The 23,357-nt window shown below is 61.5% G+C and carries 15 protein-coding genes; 7 read left to right on the forward strand and 8 right to left on the reverse strand.

Going from position 1 to position 23,357, the window contains the following annotated elements:
* Positions 1-35: 35 nt before the first annotated feature.
* Positions 36-1,394, reverse strand: a complete 1,359-nt coding sequence (locus QZ377_RS07495; protein WP_291440549.1) for a glycosyltransferase — start codon at positions 1,392-1,394, stop codon at positions 36-38.
* Between the two features lie 56 nt (positions 1,395-1,450).
* Positions 1,451-2,773 carry an aminotransferase class I/II-fold pyridoxal phosphate-dependent enzyme gene (locus QZ377_RS07500; RefSeq protein WP_291440550.1) on the reverse strand — a complete coding sequence of 441 codons (1,323 nt, stop codon included), beginning with the start codon at positions 2,771-2,773 and terminating at the stop codon, positions 1,451-1,453.
* A gap of 329 nt (positions 2,774-3,102) precedes the next feature.
* On the opposite strand from QZ377_RS07500, the gene QZ377_RS07505 reads away from it, so the two are divergent.
* From QZ377_RS07505 to QZ377_RS07530, 6 genes are all read left to right on the forward strand, one after another.
* Positions 3,103-7,368, forward strand: coding sequence for an acyltransferase domain-containing protein (locus tag QZ377_RS07505; protein ID WP_291440551.1), 4,266 nt, complete (start codon positions 3,103-3,105; stop codon positions 7,366-7,368).
* A gap of 68 nt (positions 7,369-7,436) precedes the next feature.
* Complete coding sequence (locus QZ377_RS07510; protein WP_291440552.1) at positions 7,437-8,903, forward strand: TolC family protein; 1,467 nt, start codon at positions 7,437-7,439, stop codon at positions 8,901-8,903.
* The gene (locus tag QZ377_RS07515) at positions 8,903-9,847 is read left to right on the forward strand and encodes an efflux RND transporter periplasmic adaptor subunit (RefSeq protein WP_291440553.1); all 945 of its coding nucleotides are present in this window, start codon (positions 8,903-8,905) and stop codon (positions 9,845-9,847) included. Before QZ377_RS07510 ends, QZ377_RS07515 begins: the two co-directional genes overlap by 1 nt.
* 9 nt (positions 9,848-9,856) lie before the next feature.
* A complete protein-coding gene (locus tag QZ377_RS07520; protein ID WP_291440554.1) occupies positions 9,857-11,263 on the forward strand; it encodes an oligosaccharide flippase family protein in 1,407 nt (468 codons plus the stop codon).
* A gap of 215 nt (positions 11,264-11,478) precedes the next feature.
* Positions 11,479-12,504 carry a 4Fe-4S dicluster domain-containing protein gene (locus QZ377_RS07525; RefSeq protein WP_291440555.1) on the forward strand — a complete coding sequence of 342 codons (1,026 nt, stop codon included), beginning with the start codon at positions 11,479-11,481 and terminating at the stop codon, positions 12,502-12,504.
* Entirely contained in the window at positions 12,501-13,022 is a 522-nt protein-coding gene (locus QZ377_RS07530) for a FeS-binding protein (protein ID WP_291440556.1), read from the forward strand. Before QZ377_RS07525 ends, QZ377_RS07530 begins: the two co-directional genes overlap by 4 nt.
* Before the next feature lie 649 nt (positions 13,023-13,671).
* Here the strand turns inward: QZ377_RS07530 and argJ are convergent.
* The 6 genes from argJ to QZ377_RS07560 all read right to left on the reverse strand — a co-directional run bounded on the left by argJ (position 13,672) and on the right by QZ377_RS07560 (position 21,809).
* Positions 13,672-14,859, reverse strand: a complete 1,188-nt coding sequence (argJ, locus tag QZ377_RS07535) for a bifunctional glutamate N-acetyltransferase/amino-acid acetyltransferase ArgJ (RefSeq protein WP_291440557.1) — start codon at positions 14,857-14,859, stop codon at positions 13,672-13,674.
* Between the two features lie 321 nt (positions 14,860-15,180).
* The gene (fusA, locus tag QZ377_RS07540; protein WP_291440558.1) at positions 15,181-17,229 is read right to left on the reverse strand and encodes an elongation factor G; all 2,049 of its coding nucleotides are present in this window, start codon (positions 17,227-17,229) and stop codon (positions 15,181-15,183) included.
* A gap of 108 nt (positions 17,230-17,337) precedes the next feature.
* Positions 17,338-17,808, reverse strand: coding sequence for a 30S ribosomal protein S7 (gene rpsG, locus QZ377_RS07545; protein ID WP_012625690.1), 471 nt, complete (start codon positions 17,806-17,808; stop codon positions 17,338-17,340).
* 114 nt (positions 17,809-17,922) lie between these two features.
* Positions 17,923-18,294 (reverse strand): 30S ribosomal protein S12, encoded by a 372-nt coding sequence (gene rpsL, locus QZ377_RS07550; protein WP_012625691.1) that lies wholly within the window; start codon positions 18,292-18,294, stop codon positions 17,923-17,925.
* 185 nt (positions 18,295-18,479) lie between these two features.
* On the reverse strand, positions 18,480-18,824 hold the full coding sequence (locus QZ377_RS07555; protein WP_291440559.1) for an SMR family transporter: 345 nt from the start codon (positions 18,822-18,824) through the stop codon (positions 18,480-18,482).
* Between the two features lie 318 nt (positions 18,825-19,142).
* Positions 19,143-21,809: a valine--tRNA ligase gene (locus QZ377_RS07560; RefSeq protein ID WP_291440560.1), complete on the reverse strand. Its 2,667-nt coding sequence runs from the start codon at positions 21,807-21,809 to the stop codon at positions 19,143-19,145.
* Positions 21,810-21,847: 38 nt separating this feature from the next.
* On the opposite strand from QZ377_RS07560, the gene QZ377_RS07565 reads away from it, so the two are divergent.
* On the forward strand, positions 21,848-23,323 hold the full coding sequence (locus QZ377_RS07565) for a BPL-N domain-containing protein (protein WP_291440561.1): 1,476 nt from the start codon (positions 21,848-21,850) through the stop codon (positions 23,321-23,323).
* The last annotated feature ends 34 nt before the right edge of the window (positions 23,324-23,357 follow it).

Here is a 23,357-nt window from a genome sequence, read left to right on the forward strand (position 1 = left end):
GCGCAGCGTGAAGGCCAGTGCAACTGCCGGGCGAGTCATGCGCCGTCTTCCGCCACGCGGTTTCCGGGAAGGCTCCGGCGGGGGTCATCGTGGCCGTTGTCCCGCTCATGGTGGGCGCGGGCGCATTCCGTCACGTACAGGTCGTATACGGCCGTTATGTTGCGGGCGGGGTCAAAAAGCTTTTCCACCAGGGCGCGGCCCGCTTCGGCCATGTCCAGCGCAGCCTGCCTGTCAGCAAGCATGCGGCGCACGGCATTGGCCAGCGCGCGCGGATCGCGCTGCTGCACCAGAAGGCCGGTCTCGCCGTCAATGATCACCTCGGCAATGCCGCACACATCGGTGGCAATGACAGGCATGCGGTGTGAAAGGGCTTCCATGATCACATTGGGGATGCCGTCACGGTCGCCGTTGGTATGCACAACGCTGGGCATGATAAGCATGTCGTGATCCAGCATGAAATCACAGATTTTATCGTGGGGGATAAAGCCAGGCATATCCACAACCCCGGCAAGCCCAAGCGCATCGCGCATCTTTGTCAGCTTGCGCCGCCAGTTGCCGTCCCCCACAAGGGTCAGGGTCACCGGCACGTTTTCACGACGCAGCCGGGCCATGGCCGTAAGCAGTTCGGGAAAGCCCTTGGTACGGGCAAAACGCCCTACAGCCAGCAGGCGGTACGGCGGCTGCATGGGCATGGCGCACCGGCCGCGCGGGCGGAATGTAAGGCTGTTATAGATGGCGTGCACCTTGTCCGCGCTTTCCGGCGGGCAAAAGCTGCGCAACCACTGCACGTTGGTGTGGTTATTGGTGCGGATGAAGAGCGCATCGCGCGATTTTTCCCGCAGCAGGCCGTCTTCGGGATAGATATCTCCGGCGCGGCCCGTAAAGGCAAAAGGAATGCCGGACATGCGGGAGGCCACCCAGGAGGCGGTGGCAGGCCCGTTGGCCCAGGCCGCATGGATAAGCTGCACGCCATCCCGGCGGCACTGCTCGGCCAGCAGAAAACCCGCCAGAAAGCACCAGGTATTCTCGCCCACGGCCTCAATGTTGCGCATGCGCCGGAAAAGACCCTCGCGCATAAGCCGCCACACCTTGTCCGGTTGCTGCCGCAGGGCACGCCAGAAGGCGGCCAGAACCCTGCCCGCGGCCCTGAAGCCCATACGCCGTACAGGGCCGTCATAATCGCGCATCTCTTCGCTGCAGCCCTTCAGGTTTTCGCCGTACATGCTGTAGGCATAGACCGGAAGGCCCCGCTGTCTGAGCTGTACAACCTCACGGAATATAAATGTTTCCGAGGATAAAGGGAACCATAGAAGCACATACGCGACAGCCGGGGGCGCCGCCTGCCGGCCGCGCTCTGCTCCCGCTTCTGTGGCATCGCCACTGGTAAAAGACATGTCGGTCTCCGCAGCAAACGAGAGCCGGGCCATAAGGCCCGGCCGGAGTGTTGTTTTTATTCGCCCAGGGATTCTTCGGCGTGGTCGCTTTTGTATTTTTCAACAATGGCCTGCGCCTTGGGAATCTCTTCTTTCACAGCATCGAGCGCCTTGCGGATATGTTCTTCCGTATGGGCGGCCGAAAGGAAGAAACGCAGCCGGTCTGTGCCTTCCTTGACTGCCGGAAATGTGATGGGCATGACGTAGATGCCGCGTTTGAACAGGGCGTTGGACAAAAAGCCCGCCACCATGGGGTCGCCCACCATGACAGGCACAATGGCGTAGCCTTGGGCCGCGCCTGTATCAAGGCCGATGCTCGAAGCGTACTCCACAAAAAACTTGGAAATCCTCTGCAGCTTGTGTACCCGTTCCGGCTCACGCAGCATAATGTCCAGAGCCTTGTGGCAGGCCACGGCAATAACCGGGGGCATGCCCACGCTGAACACAAAGCCCGGTGAACCGTACTTGAGAAATTCCACCAGCTCATGCCGGCCGGCAATAAAGCCGCCGCACCCGCACATGGACTTGGAGAGCGTGCTCATCCACATGTCCACTTCATTGGCGTCAATGCCGAAATGCTCGTGAGCGCCGCGTCCGGTTGCGCCCAGCACCCCCAGCGAGTGAGCCTCGTCCACCAGCAGCATGCAGTCATACTGCTTTTTCAGCCGGATGATGCGGGGCAGGTCGGGGATGTTGCCGTCCATGCTGAACAGGCCTTCGGTAACGATAATGGCCCGCTTGTGGTCTGCGCGCTTGGCCTTGAGGATTTCTTCAAGGGCATCGCAATCGTTGTGATTATACGAGTAGCGCGCCGCGTGGGACAGGCGCGCGCCCTGAATCAGCGAATTGTGGGCCAGGCCGTCGTGAAAGATGGCGTCGCGATGGCCGAGCAAAAAGCCCAGAGTGGATACGTTGGTGGCGTGGCCGCTCACGTACACGATACTGTCTTCCACGCCATACAGATCAGCGAAAGCGCGCTCCAGCGCACGGTGGGGCGGGCGCTCGCCGCCCACAAGGCGGCTGGCCCCGGCGGAAGTGCCGTATACGGCGGCGGCTTCGGTGACGACCTCGGTTATTTCCGGATGGGCGTTGATATCCAGATAATCGTAGGTGGAAAAATTCAGATATTCTTTGCCTTCAATAAGCGTGGTGGCCTTGGCCGCGCGCTCGTGGCAAAGAAAAAGAGGATTTTCCATCCCCATCTTGGCTCCCATCTCCACAAGCCGGTCAAAGGCGAGCTTGGAACGCATGCGGCTGAAACCGCCGGCGGAGCTTTCAGTAGCGGCAGCGGTTGTTGATGCCGCCTCTTTTCCGGCCTGACAGGAATGGTCTTTCTTCATGCCTTGTCCTCTTAATTTGTCCAAAAAACGCGCCTATCCGCACCCTGCGGCGAGCCGCCGGGCACAGAGCGCAACTTTGTAAGGAGCCAGTATAGCCAAAGCGCGAAGCTATGGCAAGTGGGGAATGACAAATACACACCAGACCGCAAAACCGGCTTCCAGCAAGACTTCAGGCACTGCGGGCGGTTTGCCGCGCGCACTTCCGGCGCACATTTACCGCTGCGCTTCTGGACAAGCACTGCGATATGCCCTAACATAACACCCTTAGCCGATCTGAGATCACGGTTCGGCCCTTTTTGACCAACCGCGCTCCACAGGCTTGAAATTTTATGCAGCAATATCCTGCTCCTCAATACGGTAAAAACCGTGCACCGCAAAGCGCCGTTCTTTCCGGCGGCCTGCTTGTTGTGTCGCTTTCCGGCGCCGCGTTTTCACGTCCCGTCCCGGAGGATTCCGGCTCCGCCAGGCAACCTCTCCTCACAGGGCAGGTCTGCGCCCAGACCCTGGCCCGCCAGTGCTTTGACTGGCTCACCCATGCGGAAGATTCCGGCCCCGTCATGCTCTGGCTTTGCTGGAACGAGCAGAAGCCCCCCACTCCGTTGGCCCAGCCTCTGGCGCTTGCCCTTGAAGGCCTGCAAAACCTCTGGCGTATCGGGCCGGTCCGGCTACAGTGCGAGCCCTTCGCGCCCGGCCTTATGCAGGAGGCTGAAAAACTCTTGCGCCACATGCCGGAACAGGGGGGCAACGCCGTGGAAGCCCCCGGCGAAAGCATCCCCGGAACGCCGACCCAATGCCCCCTGGGGGCAGACCAGCACCTGCAGCCCGAGACAGGGCGCGTGCCGACCATTCTTTTGCTGGACTTCACGGCCGATGAGGACGGCAGGCTGCATTGCCAGCCCCTGCTGCTGCGCCTGCCCGCGCCCACCCCGCCCTGCTGCGACACACTTACATGCCGCAAAAGCCCGTCCCGCGACATACAGGAACAAACAGGCGCACACGCCGCACCCACGCCCTGCCGCCAAGCCGCAGCGGTCACGGTTGCCGCCCCCGCGCCCGCCATGCCCGGCACAGCCGACGCCCATGCCGCGCCTGGCGAGATCATACTTGACGGAGTGCGCTACGCGGAACTTCCCCAGGACGGCACACTATGGCGCATAGGCGCCACCAATCCCCTGTGGCGGCAGGAACTTCTTGCCTTGCCACGCAATCCCGATGCTGCCGCGCTTGCGGCTCTTGAGCCACGCGGCCTGTGGATATCCCCTGCCCAGACGCCGCCGCCCCTGGCCGTCATGTGCTGCGGGCTTGGTTCGGTCTGGCCGGGCATGGGCCGTGAACTGTACGACAGTTTCCCTGTGGCGCGCGCGGCCATGGACCGCATCGCCGCCGTGGCGGACTGGGACGTGCTTGGCCTTATGGATGAAAAGGACGTGGAAAAGGTCAGCCTCACCCGCTGGCAGTCGCCCTACTTTTTCATGCTTGAGTTTGCGCAGTGGAGCGTGCTTTCTTCGCTGGGTTTGCGTCCCTCACTCTTTTGCGGCCATAGCCTGGGCGAACTTATCGCCCTCTGCTTCAGCGGCATCTATTCGCCCGAGGTGGCCTGGTATATTCTGGACACGCGCGCAGTACACATGGCCGAGCTGGAGGCCGCGGCCACACGCGAGACAGGCATGATGGCCGTGCACGCCAGCGCGGAGGTCGTGGAAGAAATCCGCGCCACCTGGCCGACCCTGTACGTATCCAATTATAATACCCCCCAGCAGTTCATCCTCAGCGGCCCGCGCGAAGCCCTGCAGGAAGCCCGCAAGAGCATGCGCAAACGGCGCATACCGGCCATTGTGCTCAACGTAAGCATGGCGTTCCATCATCCGAGCATGCGCGTGCTGCGCGATCTTTCGCTGCGCCGCCTCAATGCCCTCGAAATGCACGCCCCCCACAGCCCCATGCTCAGTTGCATAACCACCGGCCTTTACCCGGATGACCAGCCTTCCATCTGCCGCCACATTACCGACCTGGATGAAAATTCCGTCCGCTGGACCGAGTGTGTGCATGCCATGTGGAACAGGGACGGTATCCGGCATTTTGTGGAGTTGGGACCTCAGGACACCCTTTGCGGCCTTGTCCGGGACAACGAAGCCCGCGCCCTCTGCCTGTCGGCCGGGCGCAAGGGCAAGGAAGTTGAAGGCATGCGTCAGGCGTGCGCACAGCTCTACGCCCTCGGCCATCTGCGCGAAAGCGCCATCCGGGCGCGCTTCACCACCACGCACGACGGCGGCGATGCTGCGGCTGCCGCGCGCACACCGCTGCCACACTGCGGCCTTGTACCCGCCGGAACGCCGGACACCGCCTGCCCTGTGGCACACGACGCGCAAAACGCGCCGCCCACCGAAGCTGCGCTGCCGTCCGAAGCACCGTCCGCGCCTCTTTCAAGGGTGGAAGAAACAACGGCATCCGTTTCCGCCGCCGCTGCGCTGCGCGTCGTCATGGACGTGCTGGCCCGCGCCAGCGGACGGCCAGCGGAAGAGCTGCGTCCAGAAATGGACCTGCGCTATGACCTGGCCCTGCGCTCCAGCCGCTTTCCGCTCATTATTCAGGAAGTGGAAAAAGCGCTGGATATCACCGTCAATTTTGAAGATCTGCTCAAGGTTTCCACCATAGGCGATCTGGCACGCATTCTGGGCGGCCCCCTCTTTGCCGAAGGCGGTCAGGAATCCGTAACAACAGGCGCAAGCCCTTCCCGCCGTGCAGCACTGGCCTGCGCCTGCGCTCCCCTGGGTCGTTTTGCGCCTCTGCCGCGGCATCAGCCGGAAGAAAACACTCAAGCAGAGGATGCCGCAAACCAGGCACAAAGCGTCCCCGCCCAACTGCCACTGGACCCCTGCGGACAGGGGCTGCCCATTCGCAAAGGCGACGTGCTGGCCCTGCTCTTTTTTGAGCCTGACCTTTTGCCCGCGCTCATGAGCGGGCTTGCGCCGCTGGGCTGCGTACTGGCCGTGCCGAAAGAGCAGCTTGAAGCCTGCGCTCCCCTGGCCAAAGCCGGTTCGCGCCTTGTACCCCTTGACCTGCGCATACGCCTGCCGCACAGCGCCACAGAGGCGCTGGCCCTTGCCGAAGAAACCCGCATGGCTCTTGACGCTCTGGCCCACCGTGAGGGCCGCGTGGACGGCCTCATCTTCGCACCCGCCGCCCTTGCGCAGCCGGATGGAGCAGCCCGCGGCCCCGCCTCTTCAGATGCCGGCTTCGCCGAGGCCCGCATGCCGGAAGTTCTGGAAGCCGCCATGCGCTCCTCCCTGGGGCATGGCCTGCGCTACGCCTGCCTGTGCAGTCTGCTTCTGCCCGCACGGGAAAACATGTATTGCGACGGCTCGCTGGAAAAATGCCTCGACACGCTGGGGCAGGAAGCGGGTGTAGCCGTACGCGCCGTGCGTCTGCTTGAACCCAGCCTGCGCGCCGGGCTCAACGAATGGGGCGACCTGCTGGCCCGCGAACTGCTGCGCGGCGCAACGGGGCATGTATTTTGGGCGCGGCACACCGCCCTGCCGCACCGTGCTGAACCCGGCCACCGGGCTGAGCACGCCCCGACGGACGCGGGCCTGGCCCTGGTCGAGCGGCCCCGCTTCTACCCCCTGGTTTTTCCCGATCCGCACCCGCCATACCGCGGCACGGCCACGCTGTTTCAGGGCAACTGCCACTATTCGCGCTTTGCCGACACGGATCTGGCCCTGCACGGCGGGCAGCCGGGCAATGCCCTTGGCGAAAACACGCCCTGGTTGCCGACAAACCGCGCCCTTGCGGCCCTGCTGGAAGCCTCCAGCCTGTGGCTGCCCTGGCTTACCGTAACCGGTTTTTCAGACCTGCGCTTTCATGAGCCGCCGCTGTTGCCGCCCGGCATCACGCGTGAATGCCGCCTGACCGTGGAGGCCGAACCCTGGCTCATGCAGGACGGCGTCATGACCCGCATGTGCCGGGGCGATCTGGCCGTGCGCGAAATTACGGCCAACGGCAGGCATCTCGGCCAGTACGCCCCTGTAGCCGGGGGCATGACCCTGCTGGCTGCGGACAGTGGGCAGGTCCCCCCCCTGTGGCCGCACGAGGCCGGTATTTTCGAAAAAAACGGCGATGCCGCGGTTCCCGGTCTGGACACCGAACTTTTTTATGAGGCCGTCGGCCTTGGCGCGCCCTGGCGCATGTTACAGGATTTTTTGATTTTACCAGAGCACAGATACGCGGCGCGCCTTAATCCGCCGCATGCGGCCATTGCCCCCGAGGGCAATAAAGGCTATGCTGATGTTCTGCATGTGGTGGAGGGAATGGTGCAGGCTGCCTGGCTGTCTATCGCCCAGGAAGCTGAACATACCAGCGCGGGCATAACAGCGGTGGCCGATGCGGTACGCTGCTGGCGGCTGCACGCGGCTGGTTTTATCCGATTCGGGGCCGAAAGGGGCAAAGGGCCGTGGCATGTGGTGCTGCGCCGCTCATGGTCGGATCCCCGGCTGCTGCGTTTTGACGGCCAGGCCGTTGACGAACGCGGCCGCGTCTTCCTCACTCTTCATCATCTGGAATTTGACCGGCGGGACCACGGACCCATCGCGCCTTAGCGCGTTCCCGCCGCAACAACCGTGACCATACCAACGCGCCGGGCGCGCGAGCCTGTAAAGGGTGCCAGATGCCGCATAACGCACGTACTTTCCTTCCAGCGCGGACCTATCTTCCGCTGCTGCTCGTTCTGACCCTTCTTTTCTCTGCCTGTGCCTCCAACAAGGCGGGACTCAAGTCGCCGGAACTGCCCGCCAGACACTGGCTGGAAGAGGCTCCCGGCGTGCCGGTAGAAAACAAGGCCAAGCTCGAGGCTGCGGTTCCCAACCTTTATGATCCCGCCAAGGTCTTCACCTTTGAAGACTGTGTTTTTCTTACCATCCAGCAGTCACCGCTTCTGGTCAACAGCGCGGTTGACCTGGAAATCAAGCGTGTTGCCCTTACCGATGCCGTGTGGAAATACCTGCCCGAACCACGCATGACCATGCAGGTTACCAACAACCTCACGCGCTACAACATGGACCACAAGGACACCCCCGGCGACTACGGGCGTGCCAAATTTACCGTGGGCTTTCACGCTGCCTTTCCCAATCCTGTGGCCGCCTATTTTGAACATCAGGTGCAAAAGGCCATGGTCAACCTGGCTATCTCCACGCACCGCAAGGCCGTGGGCGAAGCGATCTACAAGATCGGCCAGGCCTACCTGCAACTGCAGGCACAGAAAAAAATCGTCAAGGCACAGAAAGATCTGCTGCCCATCGGCAAGGAACTGGTTTCCTACTGGCAGCAGGTGGAAGCCGTTGACGGCCGTCAGGGTGTTTCTCTCAATCTGGCGATGCAGCACCAGCGCGAGCTTGAGCTTATGCTGGAGCAGACCAAGATGAAAGAAACCATGCAGCTTACCCAGCTCAAGATCCTCGCGGGCGTGGATCCGCAGCAGCGCCTGGATGTGGACACCTCCAGCGCCGAAGAAATCCTGCGCGACTTTAACGGACGCAAGCTCAAGTGGGACGAACGCTGGACCACCACCGAAGACGATCTGCTGCTGCGCGGCCAGATCAAGCTTGGCGACTATAACATCATGGTTGCCTGGGCACAGTATATTCCCGACATGAGCATCGCCATCGACAAAAACCCGCCCGCCGGTCAATATCAACCCTCCAGCGGCAGCGAAGATACCTTCCTGCACCTGAATTTCAGTTTCCCCTTGCTGGACTGGGGCCGCCGCTACCGCGGCGTGCAGACTGCCCGCATGCAGAAGGCGCAGGCTTTTCATGAGATGGCCCGCAAGCGCACCGACTATTCCAACCGGTGGCTGCAGGCCGAACAGAGCGTGGCCCTGGCCGAAACCGAGCTCAAACTGGCACGTACGCGCTTTGACACGGCAGCCATGCAGTTCAAGGAAGCCCACATTTCTTTCAACGAAGGCATCGCCGAACTGCCCGCCGTGGCCGACAAGCAGGAAGCCATGGTGCAGGCCCAGGTGGCCCTTATTCGCGCCGAGCTGACCTGCGAGCTGGCCCAGCTTGAATGGATGCACCTTTCCACGGTCCTTCAGGAACATTTCCTCGGCCTGCCCGCCAAAGAGGTGCTGTAATGCAACGCCTTGCCCGTATATGCTCCCCCGCCGCGCGCGGCCTGTTTCTGACGCTGGCTCTGCTGTGCAGCCTGGCATTGGCTGTCGCCGCCACTGCGGCCGAAGGCGGCAAAAGCAGCGTGACCATCCTTACCGGCAAAGTGGTGACCACGGTTACGCGCGCCATACCCATGCCCTTTAACGGGGTGGTGGACGAAGTGCTTGTCAAACCCGGCGAAGCCGTTGAGGAAGACGCCCCGCTCATGCGCTACCACCTGCATGAAGACGCTGAACGCGCCTTGCAGCGCGAAGTTATGCAGGGGCCAAGCACAGAAAGCCTCAAGGGTCAGGTACTTGACCTTGAACGCAAGCTGGCCGAAACCATTGCCCAGCGCAACAAGGCGCGCCAGCTTGCCGCCTCGGGCCTCGGCTCCCGGCAGGCTTCCGGCCGTCTTGAAGAAGACGTGACCTCCCTGCAGCGTCGTATCGAGCTCACCACCATTACCATCAAGAAAGCTGAAAACAGCTTTGCCATCCGCCTCAAGGAACTGAGCAGCTACTTTGGACAGGAAATCAAGGAAGGCGAAATCCTGCCTGAAACCCTCACCCTGACCTCCCCCATCAAGGGGTACGTGCTCTCTCTTGACGCCACCCTCAACCCCGGCACCCTGCTGCAGGCAGGCAGCATGCCTATCAGGGTAGGGCAGCTTGACCCCGTGCTGATTCAGGTGCCTGTGTACGAGGCCGAAATCAGCGGCATCTCGGAAGGGGACAAGGTGGATGTGGAAATTCCCTCGCTCGGCAACAAGGTTTTTCCCGGTAAGGTCAATGAAATATCCTGGGTTTCCAGTGACATGAGCGTCTCAAATCCGTCCTACTACACGGTGGAGATCACTGTTCCCAACCCTGATCTGGAACTCAAGCCCGGCTTCAAGGCCGTTGTGCGTTTCGGGGGCGGCAGGTAAAGCCGAGGCATGAAGCTCAAAAGCATCCCCCGCAGGCTCGGGTACATTCTGGGCGCGCAATGGACGCGCGACCTGGCATGGACGGCCTTTACCATATTGCTGGCCCGCCGCAGCCCGGATATTATGGGCCAGATCGTGTTGGCCCTCACGTTTGGCTATCTGGTGAAAACCATTGCTGATGTGGGGCTTAACGATTTTCTGCTGTCCACCTTCGCCCGACGTGAAGGCCGCCCCCGGGCGCTGCTCGGTGAGGTCACATGGCTCAAACTTGTTGTGCTGGTGCTGGCGCTGGTCACGACATGGCTGGTGACAGGCTGGCAGAACTACAGCCCGGAACTGCGACTCATAGTGCTCTGCATTGCCGCAGGCCTCGGTCTTGACGGCGTAAGCGACTCCTTTTTTGCCCTGTGCCAGGCCCGTGGGCGGCAGGATGTCGAAATGCGCATCCGCGTGCCTTCGGCCCTCATCGGCATCGGCTTTGGCATTGCGTGCGTGATTATGGGCGCGCCGCCCATTGTCATCGCTCTGTACAAACCCATCGAATCCGTACTCTGCATCCTTTTCGCGCTGGTAGCGCTCGGACGCAATCCCCTGACCGGCGTCGGCAAGGCCGGTATGTTAGACCTTGCGCGCCAGATGAAGCACGGCCTTATTTTTACCTGCATGGCCGCCTGCGCCATGTTCTACAACAAGATCAACGTTATTTTTCTCAAGCAGTACGGGGGCAATGCCGATGTGGGCGGGTACGGCGTTGCCTGGGAAACCATTGAGGGACTCTCGGTTCTGGTTTCCAGCGCCCTGCTGGGCAAGGTTATATTTCCCCTGCTGGCCAGACACTGGCAACAAGACAAGGCGGCCTTCAGCCAGTTGGCGGGCCAGACAGCCCGGACACTGTGGGCGGCGGCCCTGCCCATAATTTTTCTTATCTGTGTGGAAAGCGACCGTTTTTTGCCTTTCATCTACGGGCAAAACTATGAAAGCGCCGTCCGCGCCCAGCAATTGCTCACCCCGTGCCTGGCTACAGCCTTTCTGCACAATCTGGCAGCCTATGCCATGATTGGCATGCGCCGTCATCGTCTGCTGCTGGCCTTTTATGTGAGCGGGCTTGTGCTCAACATTGTCTGCTGCTTTACGCTCATTCCGGCCCAGCCTCTGGAAGGCGCTGCCCTGTCGTTGACCATCACCAAGGTGTGGGTCGCCATTCTGACTGTGGGGTTTTTCCAGTGGGCCGCCCGCCCCATGAGCGCAGGGCAATGGCTGCTTATGCTGGCCGCCATCATGGTGAGCCTGGCCCTGTGGTGGTTCACCGGCAAGATGGCCCCGCGCGAGGTGGCCGAACTTGTCGGGCTTGTTCCCCTGCTGGCCCTTTTCTGGCGCTGGCGGCCGCCGCCGCCCTTTGAAAAAAAGACAGCCTGACCCACAAACCGTTTTCCGACGAACCTTACGGCCGGGCGACTCCGCCTGCCCGGCTGCAACAAGCGACCATCGCAACCGCTGCTGTGCCGCCGGGCGTTGCCGCATCAAGCGGTGACTCCGGCCCGGTAACCTTTCCTTTTTCCATTTCTGCCTGGCCGCGCGTTGACGCGAGCATCCTGCTACGCGTAGTATGTGTCCATAATCCATGAAAAGACATGGCAAAGAACCTCTCAAGGGGCAGCATGGCAAAGGATTTTTTACCAGAACGCAGACGCCTGCTCAAAGGGCTGACATCGGCCGTGGGGGCCGCCGGTCTTGGGTTCGCAGGCCTTCAGCCCGCCCAGGGCATGGCCCTGCGCCTGTCCACCGACGATGTGAACTGCTGTACCATTATTGACGTGGACCGTTGCACCGGCTGCGGCGCTTGCGTCAATGCCTGCCGCGAGCGCAACCTTGCCCGCCTGCCGGTACCGCACAAGCCCATTCCCCAGCCAGTTCCCTCCTGGAAGCCTGTTGCCGACTGGTCCGACCGGCAGGATGTGACAAACCGCCTTACCCCGTACAACTGGCTGTATATCCAGTCCTGCACTCTTTCCGGCCACCGCGAGGGACACAAGGTGTTCATGCCGCGCCGCTGCCTGCACTGCCTTAATCCCCAGTGTGTGAGCCTGTGCCCTTCCGGCGCGGCCCGGCAAAGCCCGCAGGGGGCTGCATACATTGATGAATCCATGTGCCTGGGAGATGGCCCCTGCCACCGGGCCTGCCCATGGGGCATTCCCCAGCGCCAGTCAGGCGTCGGCCCTTACCTCAAACTCGCGCCCCGCTATATCGGCTATGGTCTTGTATTCAAATGCGATTATTGCCGGGACTTGCTGGCGCAGGGGCAGACGCCCGTGTGCGTGTCAGCCTGTCCGTCCGGGGCGCAAAGCATCGGCCCGCGCAACAAGATGGTGGCCCGCGCAAAAGAAATGGCGAGCCTGCGGCGGGGAGAGCTTTTCGGCCTTGCGGAAAACGGCGGAACCAACACCATCTACGTTTCTTCGGTCCCTTTCAGGGACATTGAAGCCGCCATGCTGCAGCAGGAACAGGTAGACTTCGGGCAGCCGAGCCTGCGTCCGGCCCGATCCAGTATGGAGAAAGAAAACAGCCTGTTTGATATAGTGCTGGCTGCCCCTCTGGCCGGAGCCGCCCTTGCTTCATTGCGCCTGTGGCGCGATCGGAAAAAGGAGCGCAAGCCATGACACGCATGATACGCTCGCAGTACCGGGACCGGAGCCTTTTTTCCGGCCTGTTTCATATGCTGTGGGCTGCAAGCCTGGCAGTCGCAGCGTTTTCCGGCCTGGCCCATTTGCCTTTTGCCGTGCGCTACGGCCTGGTGGACTGGGACAACCGTGCTCCCCTGTGGCACTACTATGCAGCTGCGGCCCTGCTCATGCTCAGCACCTACGCCGTTATCATCTGGTGGCGGCAGGGCCGGAAATATTTGCGCCTCACCCTTGGGGGATGCCTGCGGGCGGCGCTGCTGGGCGTCCTTATTCTCAGCGGCCTGACCCTGGTGCTGCACAATCTTCCTGATGTGGCTTTTTTTGGTAAAGCCTACGCCGTGATCAAACTCTGCCACCTGTTTTGCGCACTCATACTTGTGCCGGTTCTGCTGGTGCAGATATGTCTGCGTCTGACCGGGCGCTCGCCCTGCCTCATATCCCGCGGGGCTTCCGCAGCACAAGGAACGCAGCCCTCGCCGCCACAGGGTAATTGAAAGGCCTGGGGTGCGAGTACGCCCGGGCAATGAGGGAAAAGGCTTGTCTTCGGCAAGGAGGCTTGCCGTCCAGCGGGGAAAGGACTTGCCCTGCGGCAGGTTCGTTATTTTCGGTCTTGCAACGGACCCGGATTTTTCAGGCAAGGCGAAAGCGATGGATGGTATTGCGCGGCGCGCAGGGAGATCACCCGAACGAAGCGAGGGAAGCTCCCGCAGCAGCGGCCGTGCAGCCCTCGCGGAATTACGGAAGCAGGTAGGCCCAGCAGGATTGCCCGGAGTGAGTGCAGATGTGGCCTTGAGGATCGATGGAATGTGGAAGGCCCAGCGGAGGTGCTTCGAGGGGGATGCAAGGGGGGCCGAGAAGGGGGCGCAGCCCCGTAACCGGCCCCACCTTGCCGCACGCCGCGCAGGCGGCCCAAATAACAAACAAAGAAAAAGCCTTCGCGCCCGCGGGGCGACAAAAAACCTCTCTCAAAGGACAAGCTCTTTCCCACCCCAGCCTGTGTAGCGCAAAGCCGTCCACGGCATAGCGCCCCCCAGCGGGGCGGCAAAACTCCCATCCCAAAGGGCAAGCCTTTTTTCTCTCAATCCCTGCGGATCACGCAATACCGCACGCCGCGCGGCAGTCCCCGCGCCGCAGAGGCGGCCTTTATGAACGGTAATCCGCATTTTCCGTCACATATTCATGCCCAAGATCCGAAGCCTTGAAAGCATATGAGCCAGAGCCGCCGCCCAGATCAATATCCACCTGTACATCCGCGCCCTTGAGCCGCTCGGTGAGTACGGCTTCCTGGTCTTCATTGACCGGGCAGCCCTTGCGGAAGCGTTCAATGCCGCAGAGCTTCATGCTCACCGCCGCCGGATCAAACCTGGCCCCGCTGTAGCCCACGGCCGTCACAATACGGCCCCAGTTGGCGTCTCCGCCATAAATGGCTGTCTTGACCAGTTGTGAATGCCCCACGCTACGGGCCACCAGTTCGGCATCTGCGTCGTTTTCCGCCCCGTTGACCGTAATGTGAATAACCTTGCGTGCGCCTTCGCCGTCCTTGACCAGCATGTACGATACCTGCCCCAGAATGGCCGTAAGCGCATCTTCAAGCAGAGCGATGTCTTCCGGCCCCTGTGCAGCCACCCCTGAGGCTCCGTTGGCAAGCCCCAGAATGGTGTCGTTGGTGGAGGTGTCGCCATCCACGCTCACCCGGTTAAAGGTCCTGTTCACGGCGCGGCCAAACATGGCCTGCCAGGGTTCGGCGGCTACCTGCGCGTCTGTCAGGGCCACGCAGAGCATGGTTGCCATGTTGGGGCAGATCATGCCGGCCCCCTTGGCCATAACCGTCAGGCGCACTGTTCCGCCGGCAAGCGCCACCTCGCGCGTGGCAAACTTGGGGAAAGCGTCGGTCGTCATGAAGGCGCGGGTAAAGCCCTCGGCATCGCGACTGCCAAGGCTTTGTACCAGCGCAGGAACAGCATCAAGCCAAAGATCCATTTTGAGATGCGCGCCCACAACACCCGTGGAAAGAGGCAGGATTTCATCCTGCGCAAGCCCGGTAAGGCCAGCCACCATAGCCTGGGTAGCACGACAGTTGGCAAGGCCCTCATCGCCGGTGCAGGCATTGGCCTGCCCCGCATTGGCAAGCACGGCGCGAACTGCGCGCCCGCGGGCCAGAATTTCCTGACAAACCAGCACAGGTGCCGCCTTGAAAAGATTTTGCGTAAACATGGCTGCCAGCACAGCGGGTGTATCGGAAACAATAAGGCCCAGGTCGTCGCGGCCTGCTTTCTTGAAGTTGGCTGCCGCGGCCCCGGCCCTGAAACCTTTGGGCAAATCATTCTGCATGAACGTTCTCCTCAAAAAAGTATGCCGTCGGCATCAATGCCGGACGACTGCACCGAAAGCCCGGTGCTGCGCGCCATTCGCTGCTTTCGCTTAGCACAGGCACGGTGGCCCGGACTGGAATTTTCCGGCAGCGGCGCCTGCCGCGCGCCTGTGCCGGACTGTTTGCAACAAAGCACCCAAGCGCAAAAAACAAAAGGAAGGACCCCGCACCTGTGCGCCGGATATCCTTCCCCGGCCTTCGCTGCCAGTGGGCGGCAGCAGCCTGCCCGTGACGCGAAGGACAAGGGCGGGCGCTCCGAGGAACGCCCGCCCGCATAATGCCTATGTCCTGCTTTTCTGAATTTCTTCAGAAATGGCCTGGGGCACTTTTTCGTAATGGTCAAACTGCATGGTGAAGGTGGCGCGGCCCTGAGTGCGCGAGCGCAGGTCAGTGGCATAGCCGAACATGGCGGACAGCGGCACCTGAGCGCGCACGCTCTGCGCGCCGCCGGCGCGGGCTTCCATGCTCTGCACGCGGCCACGGCGGCCGTTGAGGTCGCCCATGACGTCGCCGAGGTATTCTTCGGGCGTCACCACTTCCACGTCCATGATGGGTTCAAGCAGCACGGGGCTGGCCTTGTGCATGGCGTCCTTGATAGCCATGGAGCCTGCCACGTAGAAGGCCTGTTCCGACGAGTCCACTTCGTGGTAGGAGCCGAAGACCAGATTGACCTTCACGTCCACCACGGGGAAGCCGGCCAGAACACCGGACTTCAGGGCGTCGCTGATGCCCTTGTCCACCGGGTTGATGTATTCCTTGGGAATGACACCACCGGTGATGGAGTTGATGAACTCATATCCCTTGCCCGGATTGGGTTCGACTTCAATAACAACGTGGCCGTACTGGCCGTCGGACTTGGCAGGCTTGGAAATGGTTTCGCGATAGGCCACCTGGGGCTTGCCCACGTTGGCGTTCACGTTGAATTCACGGGTCAGGCGGTCAACGATGATTTCCAGATGCAGTTCGCCCATACCGGCGATGAGGGTCTGGTTGGTTTCTTCGTCGCCCTTGACGCGGAAAGAGGGGTCTTCTTTGGCGAGCTTGTTGAGCGCGGCGGAAAGGGCGTCGCGGTCAGCCTTGGTCTTGGGCTCAATGGCCACTTCAATGACCGGCTCGGGGATGTTCAGCGATTCCAGAATGACCGGGCGCTTTTCATCGCACAGGGTGTCGCCGGTGGCGGCGTTCTTGAGGCCCACCAGGGCCACAATGTCGCCCGCGCCGGCCCATTTCACGTCTTCACGCTTGTTGGCGTGCATCTTGAGGATGCGGCCGATGCGCTCGCGCTTGCCGGTATTGGAGTTGTACACCGTGCTGCCGGACTCAAGGAAGCCCGAATAAATGCGGAAGAACGAAAGATGCCCGATGAAGGGGTCGGAGAACAGCTTGAACAGCAGACCGGCCAGGGGATCCTTGTCGTTGCAGTAGCATTCGACGATTTCATCTTCCTTGCCGGGCACATGGCCGGGCATGGGCGGAATGTCCACAGGCGAAGGCAGGTAATCCACCACGGCGTCCAGCAGGGGCTGCACACCCATGTTGCGGAAAGCCGAGCCGCACATGACAGGCACGATGGAGCGGGCAATGGTAGCCTTGCGGATGCAGGAAACAATTTCCTCTTCCGTAAGGGTTTCGCCGCTCAGGTACTTTTCGAGCAGCACTTCATCTTCTTCAGCCACGGCTTCAAGCAGTTCGTGGCGCTTTTCCTCAAAGAGGTCCTGCATTTCGGCGGGCACGTCTTCAACCAGAAATTCCTGGCCCTTGCTGAGCTTGTCAAAGCGGATAGCCTTGCCGCGCACGAGGTCCACAACGCCTTCAAACTTGTCTTCAGCGCCGATGGGCAGTTCCAGCGGCACGGCCTTGGCGCCCAGGCGGTCGTGAATCATGCCCACGCAACGGAAGAAGTTGGCGCCGATGCGGTCCATCTTGTTCACGAAACAGATGCGGGGTACACCGTAGTGGTCGGCCTGGCGCCACACGGTTTCAGACTGGGGTTCAACACCGGCCACGGCGTCAAACACGCAGATGGCACCGTCAAGCACGCGCAGCGAACGTTCCACTTCAATGGTGAAGTCAACGTGGCCGGGGGTGTCGATGATGTTGATACGGCAGTCTTTCCAGAAGCAGGTGGTGGCAGCGGAGGTAATGGTGATGCCACGCTCCTGTTCCTGCTCCATCCAGTCCATGGTGGCCTGGCCTTCGTGCGTTTCGCCAATCTTGTGGCTCACGCCGGTATAGAAAAGAATGCGCTCGGTGGTGGTGGTTTTGCCGGCGTCAATATGGGCCATGATGCCGATATTGCGCTGTTTGTCTACAGGAACGGTGCGGGACACGGGGTTATCCTCCATACTGCGGATGCGGTGTGGTGTGGTGCAAAACCGACGCCGCTTCCTTACGGATGCGGCGTCGGGATACATTCATGAGAAAATCGGGACGGCCTCTTACCAGCGGTAATGAGAGAAGGCCTTGTTGGCATCAGCCATGCGGTGGGTGTCTTCGCGTTTTTTCACCGCGCCACCGCGCCCGTTGAAAGCATCCAGCAGTTCGGCGGAGAGTTTCGCGGTCATGCCTTTTTCGCCACGGGAACGGGCGTAGTTGATGAGCCAGCGAATGGACAGGGAAACCTGGCGCTCGGGGCGCACTTCCATAGGAACCTGATAGGTGGCGCCGCCCACGCGGCGGGCCTTGACTTCCATGTGGGGCTTCACGTTGTCCAGGGCCTTTTCAAAGGCGCGCATGGGTTCTTCACCGGTCTTTTCGGCCAGGTGCTCCAACGAGCTGTAGAAAATTTTTTCAGCAGCGCCCTTTTTGCCGTCATACATGAGCCGGTTCACGAACTTGGTGATGAGACGGCTGGAATAAATCGGATCGGGCAGCACTTCCCTTTTGGGAACAGGACCTTTACGGGGCATGGGGTTTCTCCTTCATGCGGGTTTTCGGCGTCACCAACCCCGCAACGCACCGGCGCTCGAAACAACGGGCGGCCAGGCGCGCCGCATGGCGCACGCCGTACAAGATACAAAAGGCTACTTGGGACGCTTGGCGCCGTACTTGGAACGGCTCTTGCGACGGTCGGCCACACCGGAGGTATCCAGGGTGCCGCGCACGATGTGATAACGCACGCCGGGCAAGTCTTTTACACGGCCGCCGCGGATGATGACCACAGAGTGTTCCTGAAGGTTGTGGCCTTCGCCGGGGATGTACGCCGTCACTTCAATGCCGTTGGTCAGGCGCACACGGGCAACCTTACGCAGAGCGGAGTTAGGCTTTTTAGGGGTGGTGGTGTAAACGCGCGTGCACACGCCGCGACGCTGCGGGCAAGCCTGCAGGGCGGGGGTCTTTTTGCGTTTCAGCACGGCCTTCCGCTCGATGCGGATAAGCTGGTTAATCGTGGGCATTCTTTCCCTCCATTTGGGATTTTTCAAAAACTAGACACCTGAAGAGGACAGGACATAGCTTACCTGTCAAAGCCTGTCAATAGAACTTCCCCGGCGAAAGCCCGTGATCTGCGCATAAAAACACCGCCTGGCGTCACGCCATGGGTGTCTTTACCGTATCATTGCGCCGGGTTGTCCGCCCGTGATCAGTGCGGCACGGAGCTGGAAAAAAAATTGATGACAAGCACGCCTACAACAATAAATCCAAGCCCTATGCAGGCCGCCAGATCAAGTTTTTGCCCGAAAAAAACAAGACCGATGATGGAGACAATGACGATGCCCACACCACTCCAGATGCCGTAGGAAATCCCCATGGGTACAACCTTGAGCACCAGCGACAGCAGAAAAAATGAAAAGCCGTAACCGACCAGGGCGGTCACAGTGGGGACAAGGCGGCTCATGCCCTCGGACTGCTTGAGGCATGCCGTGGCAATGACCTCAAGCAGGATGGCTCCGCCCAGTTGCAGATAGGCCAGGGTGGCGGGATGCATACTTTCCTCACGCAGGCCGCATGGGCGGCCGCAACTAAAGCTTCAACACCGAGAAGGCTACTCTCAAAGCATGCAGGGTACTCGCCCGGCACGCCGCCGCGAAAAAGGTTCAACGCCTCTGCGCGCATGTGGCGGATATTGCCCGGGCAGCTTCCCGGGCATCATCAGGACTGCTTCATGGCCGCATTACCATGCAGTTTCCGCAGGCTGCGGCTATGCGGCACGGCTGCCGTGCCGCAGCCAAAAGGCAACGTGCCACGAAGCAAAAAAGACATTGGGGAGAGCATGTCGCACAACATGCCCTCCCCGCATTCCGTTCTATTCTTCGTTCAGGGCTTCGGCAAAGCGGGTGCGCAGGGCCTCCAGCTTGGCCTTGGCGTCCAGCAGCTTTCCGGCGCGTTCGCGCTCGCGCTCCACCACGTCGGCCGGGGCGCGGCTTACGAAGCTCTCGTTGCTGAGTTTTTTATTCACACCCACAATGTCTTTTTCAAGCTTGGCAAGTTCCTTGTCCAGCCGGGCCAGTTCACCATTAAGGTCCACTGCTCCCTTGAGCGGCACAATAACCTGGCAGCCTTCCACCACAGCCGAAGCCGAGGCCTTGGGCGCATGCACGTCCGCTCCCACGTCAAGCCCTTCCAGGCGGGCCAGGGTAAGCATGAGGTCGCGGTTTTCTTCCAGCAGGGCCTGCTGGGCCGCATCCACGGGGTGCAGGAGCAGGCTTACGCGGTGCGCGGGGCTGATGCCGAGCTCGGCCTTGATGGTACGCACAGCCACGATGATCCCCTGAACAAGCTCCATACGGGCAGCTTCGGCGGGGCGCACGCAGGCCGGGCGCAGTGCGGGATAAAGCTCGCAGGCCAGATCAGTGGCTTTTTCACCGGCCGGCACGGACAGGGCCGCCCATATCTCGGCCGTGACAAAAGGCATGACCGGATGCAACAGCAGCAGTATTTCCCGCAGGGCCAGCCACAGCACATACTGGGCGGCAGCCTTGCGCTGCTCGTCTTCGCTCTGCATGTCGGGCTTGATAAGCTCAAGATACCAGTCGCAAAACTCGTTCCAGAGAAACTTGTACCCAAGCTGGGCCGCATCGTTAAAGCGGTAATCCTCAAGGGCCTGGTCCATGTCCTGCTTGACCACCTCAAGCCTGTGCAGCAGCCACTGATGGTGCAGCCCCTGTATGGCCGAAAGATCCACGCGGGCCGGGGCTTCTTCGGGCAGGTTCATAAGGGTGAAGCGCGCGGCGTTCCAGAGCTTGTTGACAAAATGGCGGTAGCCTTCAATGCGGTCTTCGGAAAGACGGATATCGCGGCCCATGGCGGCAAAGGCCGTCAGCGTGAAGCGCAGGGAGTCACAACCATATTTGTCTATCATTTCCAGTGGGTTGATGACATTGCCCGTGGATTTGGACATTTTGCGGCCCGAGGCGTCGCGCACCAGCGCGTGCAGGTACACATCGGCAAAGGGCGGCTTGCCCATAAAGTGGATGCCCATCATCATCATGCGGGCCACCCAGAAAAACAGGATGTCAAAACCCGTCACCAGCACAGATGTGGGATACCAGCGGTGCATCTCCTTGGTATCGGCGGGCCAGCCCATGGTCGAGAACGGCCAGAGCGCCGAAGAAAACCAGGTGTCCAGCACGTCCTCATCCTGCTTCAGGGCGGTGCTGCCGCAGTGGGGGCAGACGTCCGGGGCCTCTTCGGCCACAATCAACTGGCTGCACGCATCGCAGGTCCAGGCGGGGATGCGATGGCCCCACCATATCTGGCGGCTGATGCACCAGTCGCGGATATTGTCCAGCCAGTGGTAATAAGTCTTGAGCCAGGATTCCGGCAAAATGCGGGTCATGCCAGGCACGGCGTCACGGGCGGCCGGGGCCATCTTTGTGGCGGCCACGAACCACTGGGTGGAAACGTGGGGTTCCACCACGGTGTGGCAGCGGTAGCAATGGCCCACGGCATGTTCCAGCTCTTCCACGCCTTCGAGCTGTCCGGCGGCCTCAATGTCGGCCACGATTTTTTCGCGGCATGCCGCCTTTTCCAGCCCCTGATAGATTCCGGCTTCAGCCTTCATGATGCCGTTTTCGTCGATGGCCTGGATAAAGAGCAGATCGTGCTTCTTGCCCAGCATCCAGTCGTTGGGATCGTGGCAGGGCGTCACCTTGAGCGCGCCGGTACCGAACTCGCGATCCACGTAGGCATCGGCAATAATGGGAATTTCGCGGCCCAGCACGGGAACCAGCGCCGTCTTGCCCACCATGTGGGCGTAGCGCTCGTCCTCGGGGTGTACGCAAATGGCCGTATCGCCGGGGATGGTTTCAGGCCGGGTGGTGGCGATGGTGATGGAGCCGGAGCCGTCCGCAAGGGCATAGCGCACCTTCCAGAGCCTGCCCCTGCTCTGCTCGTGCTCGACTTCGTCATCGGCAAGCGCCGTATGGCAGCGGGAGCACCAGTTGATAATATAGTCGCCCTTATAGATAAGGCCGTCGTTGTACAACTGCACAAAAACCTTGCGCACGGCGGCGGAAAGGCCTTCATCCATAGTAAAGCGCAGGCGCGACCAGTCCACCGAAGCGCCCATGGCGCGAATCTGGTCAAGGATGCGGTGGCCGTAGTCTTCGCGCCATTCCCACACCCGCTCGACAAAAGCCTCGCGGCCCAAGTCCTTGCGGCCCTTGCCTTCGGCTGCCAGGGCGCGCTCAACCACATTCTGGGTGGCAATGCCCGCGTGGTCAGTGCCGGGAACCCAAAGCACATTCTTGCCCTTCTGGCGGGCGTGACGGCAGAGCACGTCAATGAGCGTCAGGTTGAGAGCATGACCGATGTGCAGCGCGCCGGTGACGTTGGGCGGCGGAATGACTATGGAAAAAGGTTCGCCAGGGGCGTCCGGGTCGGGCGTGAAGGTTTTGTCGTCTTCCCAGTGCTTACGCCACCGGGCTTCCACGTCATGGGGCTCGTAGCCCTTGGGTAGGGTATCCGCCATCTTGCATTCTCCGTAAAAGGCGGCAATAGTGCAGCATTATGCATGCCGCTCAGCCAATCTGTATTTTATGGGATTCGTCTCACATCTGGGGCCTCATGGCCTGGCGCGCCGTGCGCGCCATGGGACTGCCCTGCCGCCTGGTTAAGGGAAAAGAGATAGCTCAAGGCGCTCTTTTAGGCAAGCCGCACGGCGGCAATGCCCCTGACGCTACGCAACCGGCCGTTCATACGGAAAACCAGCAGTCCGGGCGCGCCTCTCTGCTGCTGGTTCCCGGCGGCAACGCGCGCCTCAAGGCCGCCGGCCTGGGTGACGACGGCATACGGGCCGTGCGCCGCTGGATGGAAGAAGGCGGCAACTATCTCGGCTTTTGCGGCGGGGCCGGGCTGGCCCTGAGCCATGCCGCGCCGCAAAAGGGCCTGGGCATCTGCCCCTGGGGGCGGGCAGCCTATCCCGAACGGCTGCACCATCTTATTTCGGGTCATGCCAGGGTGCACATTTGCGATAACGGCGATTTTTCTTTCCGCCCCCCGCCACGCCCCAGCGGCGGCTGCCCCCAAAAACAGCAGGCCACAGCGCCCCCGGCAGACAGAGCCTGCCCCGGCGCGGGAAAAGCTGCGGGCAGGGTTTCCGCTCGCTGCCTGCCCCTGTCCGCCGGAACGGAACGCCCCCCAAGCCTGCCCGTGTGGTGGCCCGGCCGCTTTGCCGCGGAGGCCGACACCGGCGTTCATGTGCTGGCCTCCTACGATGCGCCCGATGCCGACTTCTGGCTGGCCGACCTGCCCTTGCAAAGCATACCGCCGCACATTTTCGGGCAGTGGCAGGAGCTTTACGGCGTGAATCTTCTGCCCGACTTTCTCAAGGGCCAGCCTCTCGTGGTCAGCGGCCGCCATGGCCGGGGGAATTACGTACTGAGCTATTCGCACCTTGAAACCCCGCACAGCCCCGATGCCAACACATGGCTGGCCCAACTGCTGCGCCAGCTTACCGGTCTTGAGCCTGACAGGGCGGACGTGCCCCTGTGGCAACTGCGCCACCCCTGCCATGCCTGGCCCGAAGGCAGCACGCCTCTGCTGGATGCCCTGCGCCACATGCGTGATCTGCTGGACCTTGCCGTGGAGCATCATCTTTTTTTCGCGCGCACCCACTGGCTGTGGGGCTGGCGCACAGGCCTGCCCGGCGCGGCGTGCAACAACCTGCATGCGGCCCTGTGTACGGCGGCCAGCCTTGAGCCTTCCGCGGCAGCCCTGGCCTACTGGCGCGAAGTACGCCCGCGTTTCAGCGAACTGGCAGACCGCTTCGCCGCCGGAGCCGAAGGATATTTTCTGGCATGCCGCCTGGCCGAAACCCTTTCGCCCAGCCTGCCGGACGCCGTGAGCAGACGCGGGCTGGACAGCCAGCGGCAAGCGCTTTTCGGCCATCCCATGAGCGGCGGCGGCCTTATGGAAGAGCTGCTGAACATTACTGAGGAACTGGTTTTTCTTTCGCAGGACTCCACTCCCTGCGACTTGCGGTAACAGAACAGCCCGCGTAAACAAAACGAAAAACAGC

The organism is Desulfovibrio sp., assembly GCF_019424165.1.
GTDB lineage: Bacteria > Desulfobacterota > Desulfovibrionia > Desulfovibrionales > Desulfovibrionaceae > Desulfovibrio.